We start from the raw sequence: 10,566 nt of genomic DNA, 5'->3' as shown, positions 1-10,566 counted from the left end.
AGGCGGCGCGGCGGGACGCGGGTCTCGGCCGGGTCGACTGCGGTGACTACCTGCTGCGCTGCGGCGGAGAGCCACATGCCGTGCACGATCGGGGTTCCGAGGCCGGCCAGCAGAGCGGCGTTGTCGGAGGTGTGAATCGGGTTGTGGTCACCGGAAACCTGAGCGAAGGCGCCCATGCTGACCGGAGCGAGGATCTTCGCGTCACGGCGACGACGACGCGAGGTGTCGACAGCCGCATCGCTGATCGATCCACCGGCGCGAGCCGGGTCGGCGAGTTCGCCTGCACCGGTGCGTCCGCGGATCGCGAAACGCTCGGTCATGGTGACGACTGCGGGGGCGTCGAGGCCCTCGCCGAGCATGGCACCGACCTCGACCTTGACCTCGACGACACGACCGAGGTCGGTGTCGAGAACCGAGGCGACCTCGGCATTGACCACGAGAATGCTTGTCTCGGAGGGAAGCTCACCGACGAAGTCGACGGTGTGGTCGAGGTGGACCAGGTCGAGCATGCCTTCGATAACGGAAAGACTATCGAGCTTGGCTGCGCCGAGGACTGCGAACACTGCAGGCCAGCATGCTCCGACGACGACGTCCGGAACAGCCTTGCCGCTGACACTGAGCGTGGCGGGCAGACCGGAACCGGTGACACCGGCGTGATCGGCGATGCGATCGGGAACCCACGCGACGTTGAGGCGAGCCTTGCCGTTCTTGACTGTCGGAAGTTCCTGTCCGGCAGCAACTGCCAGGAGCGCGGACATCGCACCTTCGGCATCGGCTTCGGTGACAACCGGAGCGCCGCCGTCGACGACGGACTCGGGGATCGTGATCGTGATGTCGACGGACTTGCCTGCCACCAACGGAACCGAAAGCAGCACGTGCGAGGAATCGACGACGGTCAGACTGGAACCGGTGGTGCCGTGAACTGCCTTGTCGGCAGCCTCTGCACTCCACTCGTCGAGGTCGCCGAGACGACGGACGGGGTTCTGGGTCAGGCGGCCGGCCCACTGGAGGTCAGGAGCCGAGAGAACGGCGTCGAGAAGTCCGGGTGCGGAATCCTGGTGGCGACGGCTCGCGAGTGCCACCGGAGTGGTTCCGGCAGCAACCAATTCGTCGTAGGTCGCCTTCTCGAAGCGATCGAGCAGGTCACCGACCGGCTCGTCGACACGGGTGATGCCGGCGACGGCAACGGTGCCGGGGATGACGCAAACCTGATCGGCGGTGTAGCGGGGGTCGTGTGCCTGCCACAGGGAGTCGCTGCGCCACCAACGACGCACGTCACCGTCGACGACGGGAACGAAGTTGACCGGCTTGCCCGGCGTCTTGCACAACGAGATGAAGAACGAGACGTCTGCGGGATGCAGAACGGTGGTCGAGTAGTCCGGGTACGACGCCTGCAGTGCGCAGATCGCAGCCTCGGGGCGCTCGAGGGTCTCGGCGTCAGCGAACAGCGTGGGGATCGGGCCGCGGTCGACCGGGTGCAGACGCGCCTCGGTGCGCTGGAGCATCTCGCCGAAGCGAGCACGCCAGGTGATGTCGAGCCACGGGCTCGACGTCGCCTCGACGATGGCGTCCTGAAGATCGGCGCCGCAGTCGAATTCCTTCGCCGCGTCGATGCCGACGGTCAGCTCGAGGTAGCGGCGCAGCCACTGTGCGTACGTCATGGTCTCGACGTCGCCGAAGTACGGCTTGGCGGTGACGTCGAGGGCGGCGATGATCTCGTCGCGGCGCTCGGCCACTGCCTCGGAATCGCCGGCAACCTCGTCGAGGAGGCGACCGGTACGCGAAGCCGCGTTGTCGATCTCGTGGATGTCGGCACCGAGCTGGCTACGGCCGGAGGCCATTCCGCCTTCAGCGGTACCTGCACCGACCCAGTCCGGCGTACCGGGTGTGTCGACGAGGAGCTGCTTGACCTCGGGAGAGGTGGTGGCCTCGAGAGTCGCCATGGCTGCGGTGCCGACCAGGATGCCGTCGACGGGCATGGCCGGGAAACCGGCTGCGGCAGACCAGCGACCGGTCAGGTAATCGGCTGCGCGCTCGGGTGTTCCGATGCCGCCACCGACGCAGATGACCAGGTTCGGGCGTGTACGCAGCTCGGCGTACGTGTCGAGGAGCAGGTCGTCGAGGTCTTCCCACGAGTGGTGTCCGCCGGCGCGGCCGCCTTCGATGTGGACGATGACCGGGAAATTCGGAACCTCGTTGGCGATGCGGATCACGGAGCGGATCTGCGCCACGGTGCCGGGCTTGAATGCAATGTTGGTGATGCCGATCTCGGACAACTCGTCGATGAGAGCAACAGCCTCTTCGAGTTCCGGGATACCGGCGGTGACGATGACGCCGTCGATGGGAGCACCGGCGGTACGGGCACGCTGCACGAGGCGCTTGCCACCGAGTTGCAGCTTCCACAGGTACGGGTCGAGGAACAGGGAGTTGAACTGGACCGCGCGGCCCGGCTCGAGCAGCATCTTCAGCTCTGCGACACGGTCTTCGAAGATTTCTTCGGTGACCTGCCCGCCACCGGCAAGCTCGGCCCAGTGACCGGCATTGGCTGCCGCGGCAACGATCTTGGCGTCGACCGTCGTCGGCGTCATACCTGCGAGCAGGATGGGTGAACGACCGGTCAGCTTCGTGAACGCGGTCTCGACGCCGATACGGCCGCCGGGAAGCGCAACGGGCTTCGGCGCGAACTCGGACCACGAACGTGAGACCTCAGGTGCTGCACCGGGTGTGAGCAGATTGCGGTGTCCGCCGCGGGTGGCTGCGGCAATGATGCCGATGCCCTGTCCACGCAGCGAAGAGGACGTCATACGGGTCAGCTGATCGCTGGGTCCGAGATCGAGAATCCACTTGGCGCCGGCGGAGATTGCGCCGTCGACAGCCTCGACCCAGTCGACCGGATCGACGAGGACACCCTGCGCAAGTTCGCGCGCACGGTCCGCGTCGAGACCGCAACGGGTCGCCCAGCTGCCGACGAGTTCGACGGCCTCGGTCAATGCGGGGTGATGGAAGCCGATTTCGGTGTCGAGCGGATCGAAGGACGGCGCGAAGACGGAACCGCCACGCTTCTTACCCTCACGCTCGCGGGCTTCCTCGGCTTCGATCTGTTCACAACGCTCTTGCACGCGTGCCAGCTGAGCGGGCGGCCCGGCGAGAACGACGCGGCGACGGCCGTTGCGGATGGCGAGGACACGGCCGACCAAGCTGGCAGCAGCACCGACGAGCTGTGCGACGGCGAGGAGTTCACCGTCGTCGTTGCCCTGCGCGGCTACGGCAGCCGTGGCCAGAAGGCCCTGCGAGTGGCCGATGACGGCAGCCGGCGGGTTACCGGCTACATCCAGACCCTGAGCGGAGAGTGCACGCAACGCCGCAAGCTGCGTGAGGAAGACGCCGGGGAGTGACACCGGAGCTGCGGTGAGCGCGGCAGCGGAAGGCCCGGCCGACTTCTCACCTTCTTCTTCGTCGACGATCTCGGCTTCGAGCATCCACGCGATCGGATCGAATCCGACCGGGCGAACCACGAGGAGATCCTGTGCGACGGGCGCGAGGCGTGCGGCTGCGTCATTGACCAGATCGGTCAGAACGGGCTCCAGGCCGTTGTCACGGCTGAGCTCCTCGAGCGAGGTGAGCCAGGGAGCGCCCTGTCCACCGAAAGCGATTGCGTAGGAAACGCCGTTGTTCAGCGAATCGACGAGGGCACCTTTGCTGGTCGTGCGGGACTGTCCCCCATCGACGCCGAAACGGCGTCCACCCTTCGAGTCGCGTCCGTTTCCTGTAGGTGTCGTGTCATCGATCGTCACGCGTACGTCCTCTCCTGGTCACCTCTGCGGCGAGGTGGGATTTGCGGTGTGCTGCCCGGCTGAAGTGCTCGCGAATTCGTCGAGAGAATCGACGGAGTCAGGGCGTTCGTGCAAGACAAGGTTTACACAGAATCATGAGGATTTCCTCACGTTTGTCGGCACCCTGGAAATCTGGACTTTCGGGGCCGTGATCTTCCTCACGAGACTTCGAGAAAGTGACTCGCGAGTAGGTCGCGAACGCCCTGCCTGGGACTGTTACCGGGATTTTCAGAAACCTGAGGAACCCCTCATATTTATTGTTACCAATTCGTGACCTCCTTGACGGACGGTCGATCCCGTGCGTTCCGGGCCACAATCTGTCGGACTCCCTCGCTACGTTCAGCGCGTCCACACCGGACAACTTCTCGGGGGGAGAAATCATGAAAGACACAGACGTAGTCAGAGCGGCCGAATTCATCGGCGCCGAGCTTCCGCGCGAGGCGTGGCCGCATTGGAATCAGGGATGGCCGCGCGAGTCCGAAGCCGCCCTTCTCGATGCGATCTTCTCGTCGCGCGCCGCCTATGGAACACCGAAGACCGGAGTCCGCGCCGTCGTCGACCGTTGGCGCACACACCGCTCGGTAGCCGCCGACGATCGCCTCGACAGCTTGCCCGCTCTCGCCGCCTTCACCGACCGTGGCGACGAGCTCGCAACGATTCTCGGCAATCGCCAGCGCGTGCCGGGCAACTACTTCACCAAAGCCGAGGGTGCGGCTCGCGCGACCAAGGCGCTCGTCGAATCCGGTTGCAGGTCCAGTGCCGACGTCGAGGACACCGAAAGCCTCCGTTCGGCAGTTGTCTCCGTTCCGGGGCTCGGCCCCAGGACCTTCGAGACGCTGGTGTTCCTGTCCGGGAAGTTGACGGTAACTTCGATAGATCTACTTGCACGGTTCGCCACCGAAGCAAGCAGTGGTGAGGAATTGTTGTCGAGCACCGACGCAGCCGAGTTGCTCGTTGCGGTTGCCGAACATCTCGATGTCGATGTTCAAACGCTCACCCACGCTGCGTGGCGGTATCAACGCACGGCCGAGCAACCTCGCCGGTCGAAGGAATCCACCATGCCGCCCGCAGCGGATCCACTCGCCGAAACGGCCTGAGAGCGGGCGGGCGCATCCCGACCAGGGTGGTGTGCCCGCGAGCGATTCCACTCGCGTATCCTTTGAATTCCGCGCGCGAGTGGCGGAATTGGCAGACGCGCTGGATTTAGGTTCCAGTGTCTCAGGACGTGGGGGTTCAAGTCCCCCCTCGCGCACAACGAAGAGCCCCGCCGGATCTGATCCGGCGGGGCTTTTTCGGTTCTCGTGAGCAAGGTCAGCGCTTTCGATCCTTGACCGGTGGAGTCATGTACGTCGTCCGACTCGGTGTCAGCCCCAGACGGACCGAGCTCTCCAACCAGGTGATCGCCGAGGCCGTCGGATCCACAACCGGAACGTGAATCCCTTTGCCATGCAGCCTGTCTCGGACCGCACTGGTCACACCGAGCATCCCGGTGCAACCGAGAACGACGGTGTCGGCCTCGCCGTTCTCCACTGCCGCAGACGCCTGAGCGGCCAGTCGATCGATCAGTTCCTCCCGATCGGTAAGGCCCAGCACCGGCATGTCCACGACTCGAATACTGCCCAGCCGATTGTCCAGCCCATACCGCCGAGTGAGCGATCGGAGCATCGGCACGACATTCGGCAGGATGGTCACGACACCGACGCGATCGCCCAGACTCATCGCTGTCAGAAATGACGGCTCGAAGCCGCCGACCACCGGAGCGTCGATGACCTCTCGGGCGGCATGCACTCCGGGATCGGCGAAACACGTGATGAACACACCGTCCACGCCGTCGGCAGCCGCTTCCTCGACCCTCTGCACTATCCCGGGGCCGGCAAGTGCCTCGTCGTACTCGGACTCGATGCTCGCCGTACCGGTAGGCAGCGAAACGACGTCGACCGTCGTGCCGGGCGCCGCCCAGTGCTCCACCTCGGCTGTCACCGCCGGAGTCAGTGTGGTGTCGATGACCGGGCGAATCACTCTGATGTGCATGAAACACTCCCCTGCTTTCGGATACGCGCCGAGGTTATCGATGCAGCACAGCCGGGAGAATGTGTTCAGTGCCCTGGCGTTGCGGGTGAGGATGGGCATAGCGCACAGGTGCTGTGGAGCGGCCTCTACGACACGCCGTGGCACGGCCTCTACGACACGCCGTGGCACGGCTTCTACGACACGCCGTGGCACGGCTTCTACGACACCGTGTCGGAGATCGCAGGGCGAGGCACTATAGCTCTCAGGTACCGTCTTAGTGTGTCCAAGAACGCTACTAAACGCCGACCTGCGCTGATTCTGCTGGTCATCGTGTCAGCTGCCGGCTGCCTCGCGCTCGGCTGGTGGCAGTGGGAGCGCTTCGAAGCCGTCGGAGGCTCGGGACAGAATCTCGGGTACGCGTTCCAGTGGCCGCTGTTCGCGGCGTTTGTCGTGTACGCGTATCGCAAGTTCGTTCAGCTCGAAGACGTGGACCCCGAAGAGGCCGAAGCCGAGGAAGCCGCCGCGGAGCCGCGTGAGATTCCCGCCGACCTCTTGCCGCAACGCCCGCGGGCCGAGTTCGACGATGTGAACCTCGACGTCGACGACCCTGAAGCCCGCCAAATGCTGGAATACAACGACTACCTTGCGCAGCTCGCCGCTCGCGAGTCCGATAGGAGCACGACGTGAGTACCGGTTCGGAAGCGAGCATCGCTACCCCCGCAGTCAACGCAGAAAAGCAGAAGAAGGTTGCGTCGGCGCTGGTCCGATACCGCGTTCTCGCCTGGATCACCGGCCTCTGGCTGCTGTTCCTGACCGGTGAGATGGTCTACAAGTACCTGATTCTCGACAATTCGGCGGACGCACCGTCGTGGTTGTTCTACATCGGCCAGATCCACGGCCTGTTCTACATGCTCTACCTCGTGTTCACGATCGACTTGGCGATCAAGGCCCGGTGGAAGCCCGGTACGACGGTTGCCACCGCGCTCGCCGGCACGATCCCGTTCCTGTCGTTCGTGTTCGAGCACAAGCGAACTGCCCAGGTGAAGCAGGCTTACCAGCTCTGAGTTTCAAAAAGTGGAGCCCTGAACGCAGACGCGTTCAGGGCTCCACTTTTCGGATTCGGTTCAGTCGGCCAGCGCCGCCAGAGCCGGAACGAGCTGTACGAGCGCGCGCCCTCGATGTGACGCCGCATCCTTCTCGGCCGGGGTGAGTTCTGCGGCCGAGCGGGTGTCGCCGTCCGGACGGAAGATGGGGTCGTATCCGAAGCCGCCGTCGCCGGCTGGTTCGCGGCCGATCACCCCGCGCCATTCGCCGCGCACGACGGTCTCGTCGCCGCCGGGGATCACCAGTGCACAGGCGGAGACGAATGCCGCGCCTCGACGCTCGTCCGGCACGTCTCCCAGCTGAGCCAGGACCAGAGCCGTGTTGGCGCCGTCGTTTCCGTGAGTGCCCGACCATCGCGCGGACAGCACACCGGGCATACCGTTGAGTGCGTCGATCTCGACACCGGAATCGTCTGCGATGCAAGGCATTCCGGTTGCAGCTGCTCCGTCACGCGCTTTGGCGAGCGCATTCTCCTCGAACGTCGCTCCGGTCTCGGGGGCTTCGGGGAACGGCGGGACCTCGTCGAGCCCGACCAGTTCGATTCCGTTCACTCCAGCGGCGTCGAGCACCCGGTGAAGTTCCTTCAGCTTCTTGGCATTTCGGCTGGCAACCAGTACTCGTACGCTCACAGCTCAGGCACCGAACTTCTTCTTGGGTTCCGGATTCTTCGGTTCGGGTAGCACCCCGGGATACGGCTCGGCCAGCGCTTGACGCTGGATCTCGAAAAGTTGCTCACAACCAGCCAGAGCGGAGTCGAGCAGCTTGTCCAGCGTCGAGCGTGGGAACGTGGCGCCCTCACCGGTTCCCTGGATTTCCACCAGCGTGCCGGTATCGGTGGCCACGACATTCATGTCGACCTCGGCGCGCGAATCCTCTTCGTACGGAAGATCGAGGCGCACTCGTCCGTCCACGACGCCGACGCTGACGGCCGCTATGCCACACGAGATGGGCTGCGGGTCGGAGAGCAGGTCGGCTGCGCGCAGGTACGTCACGGCGTCGACCAGGGCTACGTATGCCCCCGTCACTGCCGCGGTGCGGGTGCCGCCGTCGGCTTGGAGGACATCACAGTCGAGGGCGATGGTGTTCTCACCGATTGCCGCGAGATCGATGCACGCTCGAAGTGATCGGCCGATGAGTCGACTGATCTCCTGCGTGCGGCCGCCGACCTTGCCCTTGACCGATTCGCGGCCACTGCGTGTGTGCGTGGCGGCGGGAAGCATCGCGTATTCGGCTGTCAGCCAACCCAAGCCGGAGCCCTTGCGCCAGCGGGGTACACCCTCTTCGACGCTGGCCGTGCACATGACGCGAGTGTTCCCGAACTCGACCAGAACGGATCCGGCCGGGTGACTGGTGAACCCGCGGGTGATCTTGACCGTGCGGAGCTCGTCGTCCGCCCTACCGTCTTCTCGTGTAGTCACCTTCGTGAGCCTAGCGGTCGCCCGGTGAGCGCTGCACCGAATGTGAGGGGAATCAGATGTCGTAGACACTTCCGGCGGAGACGGCATGCACTGGTCCGGAGAATTCGGATTTCGCTTCGGCGATCACGTCTTCACGCGATGTCCACGGCGGGATGTGCGTTAGGAGAAGTTCCTTGACGCCGGCGAGCGCAGCCACACGGCCGGCTTCCTTACCGGAGAGGTGAACTCCCTCGGGGCGATCCGGACTGTCGGTCCACGACGCTTCGGAGAGCAACACGTCTGCACCACGCGCGAGTTCGACGACGTTGTCGCACATTCCGGTGTCGCCTGTATAGACGAGGACGCGGCCGTCGGCGCCGGTGATCCGGAAACCGTAAGCCTCGGGTGGATGATTCATCCGGCGGGCGACGACGCTCAGTTCACCGAACGTCACCGGCTCGTTCTCGGCCCAGAGCCGGACGTCGATGGTGTCGGAGATGTCGTCCATCTCGCCGGCGCACTCGGCGGAGGACACTCCGATGCGGCACGCGGTGTCGGTGGGGCCGTAAACCAGAGCACGGCCGACCGGCGGGTTGGGGTGATAGCGACGCCAGACGAGCAGGCCGGGCATGTCGAGACAGTGGTCCGCATGAAGGTGCGAAAGCAGGATCGTCACCTCGCCCGGATCGGCGTATCGCTGCAACGCCCCAAGAACTCCCGGGCCGAAGTCGATCACGAGCGGCGGAGTTCCCGGTGCCGTGAGCAGGTATCCCGAAGCCGGTGAATCCGGACCCGTGACGCTGCCGGAACACCCCAGGACGGTCATGCGCATACCGGTCATGCTGCCACGTCTACCCGTCTGGGAAAAAGCTCTTGGTGGTTTTGGCGCGTCGAAGTCACACCGCAGTGAGGGTGTGACCCACGTCCGTTCAGAAACTCGGTGGTCGAACGGCCGGCGCCGACCCGGCGCGCTTGGCCCTCTCCCCCGACGTCAACGCCCAGGCGGCAACCACGCCGCCGATCGCTCCGAACAGATGCCCTTGCCAGGAAACCCGTGGATCGCTCGGCAGAACGCCCCACAGCACTCCGCCGTACACGACGAAGACGGCAACGCCGATCAGGATCTGTGTGAAACTCCGCGTGAAGAACCCGCGCACCAGCAGGTAGGTGACCCAGCCGAAGATCAGCACGGACGCACCGACGTGATTCGAGTTCGAGCCGGCGAACAACCAGGTCCCGACGCCGCCGATCACCCAGATGATGCCGGTCGCCGCGAGTCCCCGCGCAATTCCCGACACCAGCACGAGGTATCCGAGGATCAGCACCGGAATGGTGTTGGCGATCAGATGACCCCAGTCGTCGTGCAGCACCGGGGCGAACAGGATTCCCCACAGGCCGTCGAGCGTGCGCGGGGTGACGCCGGCGTTCTGGACATTCTGACCGGAGATGACATCCACGATCTCGATCACGTAGAGCAGGATCGCGAAGCCGCCCACCAACACGGCCGACTGCTTCCACACCGAGGGCGGACCGGATTTCGGTGCCGGCGTCCGGGTGCCGAAGTCCGGACTGTTGAAATCCATCGTCATCGTGTGCGTCCTCCACCGTCGATCCGGTCTTCTGATCCGGTCACTCGCGACCAGGCTCAATTCGAGATTACCGCCGATTCCAGGAGTGCTGCCTAGAGAAATGCGGACGGGAAGAGTTCGCGGTAGCTCGGGATTCCGGCTACCGACGTGGCGTCGAGAATCGCTGTGACGATCGCACGTTCGACCACCTGGGCCGAAGCCGCGCACACCGCGTCGAGTATCGGCAGATCGTTCGGGAAAGCGTCCGGAACCGTGATCTCCGAATTCGGAGTGTGATCACCGGTGGCGAGCGCAAAGATCGTGTCGCCGTCGAGCGGCGAATGTGCGGGCCGAATCGCTCGGGCCAGGCCGTCATGACCTGCGACGGCGACGCGTCGGCACCCGGCTTTCGTCAAGGCGGCGTCAGTGGCGACCACACCGATCGTGGTGTTGAGGACAGTTCCCTTGGCTGCAACGGCATTGGCCGCCGCGAGTTCGGACGCGTCGGGGAGCCTGAGGCCGAACGACTCCGCGCCGTCCGAGCCGACGCCCCACGGCAGGCCTGTTCTGGGGTCGAAGACCGAACCCACCGGATTCGCCACGATCAAGGCGGAGACCGTAGTCCCCTCGGCGGGGCCGGCGGCGGCCGCGACG

The 10,566-nt window shown here is 65.0% G+C and carries 10 protein-coding genes and 1 tRNA gene; 4 read left to right on the top strand and 7 right to left on the bottom strand.

Annotation, left to right across the window (positions count from 1 at the left end; all coding sequences use genetic code 11):
- Window positions 1-3,794, bottom strand: a 3,794-nt coding sequence (locus YH3_RS22745) for a fatty acid synthase subunit beta domain-containing protein (RefSeq protein ID WP_154100328.1), incomplete at its 3' end; no start/stop codon positions are given.
- Window positions 3,795-4,213: 419 nt separating this feature from the next.
- Between YH3_RS22745 and YH3_RS22740 the strand changes: the two genes are divergently transcribed.
- Together YH3_RS22740 and YH3_RS22735 are read left to right on the top strand one after the other, a co-directional pair.
- Window positions 4,214-4,930 carry a hypothetical protein gene (locus tag YH3_RS22740; RefSeq protein WP_064444089.1) on the top strand — a complete coding sequence of 239 codons (717 nt, stop codon included), beginning with the start codon at window positions 4,214-4,216 and terminating at the stop codon, window positions 4,928-4,930.
- 73 nt (window positions 4,931-5,003) lie between these two features.
- Window positions 5,004-5,085: transfer RNA gene (locus YH3_RS22735), tRNA-Leu, on the top strand.
- Between the two features lie 59 nt (window positions 5,086-5,144).
- Here the strand turns inward: YH3_RS22735 and YH3_RS22730 are convergent.
- Complete coding sequence (locus tag YH3_RS22730; RefSeq protein ID WP_064444088.1) at window positions 5,145-5,864, bottom strand: aspartate/glutamate racemase family protein; 720 nt, start codon at window positions 5,862-5,864, stop codon at window positions 5,145-5,147.
- Between the two features lie 258 nt (window positions 5,865-6,122).
- Between YH3_RS22730 and YH3_RS22725 the strand changes: the two genes are divergently transcribed.
- Together YH3_RS22725 and YH3_RS22720 are read left to right on the top strand one after the other, a co-directional pair.
- Window positions 6,123-6,530: a hypothetical protein gene (locus tag YH3_RS22725; RefSeq protein ID WP_020970031.1), complete on the top strand. Its 408-nt coding sequence runs from the start codon at window positions 6,123-6,125 to the stop codon at window positions 6,528-6,530.
- Window positions 6,527-6,907: a DUF3817 domain-containing protein gene (locus YH3_RS22720; RefSeq protein WP_003945334.1), complete on the top strand. Its 381-nt coding sequence runs from the start codon at window positions 6,527-6,529 to the stop codon at window positions 6,905-6,907. The genes YH3_RS22725 and YH3_RS22720 overlap by 4 nt, the downstream gene beginning before the upstream one ends.
- 60 nt (window positions 6,908-6,967) lie before the next feature.
- Here the strand turns inward: YH3_RS22720 and rdgB are convergent, their stop codons facing one another.
- From rdgB to YH3_RS36805, 5 genes are all read right to left on the bottom strand, one after another.
- Entirely contained in the window at window positions 6,968-7,576 is a 609-nt protein-coding gene (gene rdgB, locus YH3_RS22715) for an RdgB/HAM1 family non-canonical purine NTP pyrophosphatase (RefSeq protein WP_064444087.1), read from the bottom strand.
- A 3-nt stretch (window positions 7,577-7,579) separates the two neighbouring features.
- Complete coding sequence (gene rph / locus YH3_RS22710) at window positions 7,580-8,365, bottom strand: ribonuclease PH (RefSeq protein ID WP_003945332.1); 786 nt, start codon at window positions 8,363-8,365, stop codon at window positions 7,580-7,582.
- 52 nt (window positions 8,366-8,417) lie between these two features.
- Window positions 8,418-9,176, bottom strand: a complete 759-nt coding sequence (locus YH3_RS22705; RefSeq protein ID WP_007733274.1) for a cyclic nucleotide-degrading phosphodiesterase — start codon at window positions 9,174-9,176, stop codon at window positions 8,418-8,420.
- A 97-nt stretch (window positions 9,177-9,273) separates the two neighbouring features.
- Complete coding sequence (locus YH3_RS22700) at window positions 9,274-9,933, bottom strand: rhomboid family intramembrane serine protease (RefSeq protein WP_007733273.1); 660 nt, start codon at window positions 9,931-9,933, stop codon at window positions 9,274-9,276.
- 92 nt (window positions 9,934-10,025) lie between these two features.
- Window positions 10,026-10,566 (bottom strand): P1 family peptidase (locus YH3_RS36805; RefSeq protein WP_238592680.1); only part of this gene is annotated, 541 nt, incomplete at its 5' end.

The organism is Rhodococcus sp. YH3-3 (genome assembly GCF_001653035.1).
In the GTDB taxonomy this organism is placed as follows: domain Bacteria; phylum Actinomycetota; class Actinomycetes; order Mycobacteriales; family Mycobacteriaceae; genus Rhodococcus_F; species Rhodococcus_F qingshengii.
This window is presented reverse-complemented; position numbering and strand designations above follow the sequence as displayed.

Coding starts and splice junctions, on each gene's coding strand:
- YH3_RS22730 (WP_064444088.1), bottom strand. CDS start 5,864: ATGCACATCAGAGTGATTCGCCCGGTCATCGACACCACACTGACTCCG.
- YH3_RS22740 (WP_064444089.1), top strand. CDS start 4,214: ATGAAAGACACAGACGTAGTCAGAGCGGCCGAATTCATCGGCGCCGAG.
- YH3_RS22705 (WP_007733274.1), bottom strand. CDS start 9,176: ATGCGCATGACCGTCCTGGGGTGTTCCGGCAGCGTCACGGGTCCGGAT.
- YH3_RS22700 (WP_007733273.1), bottom strand. CDS start 9,933: ATGACGATGGATTTCAACAGTCCGGACTTCGGCACCCGGACGCCGGCA.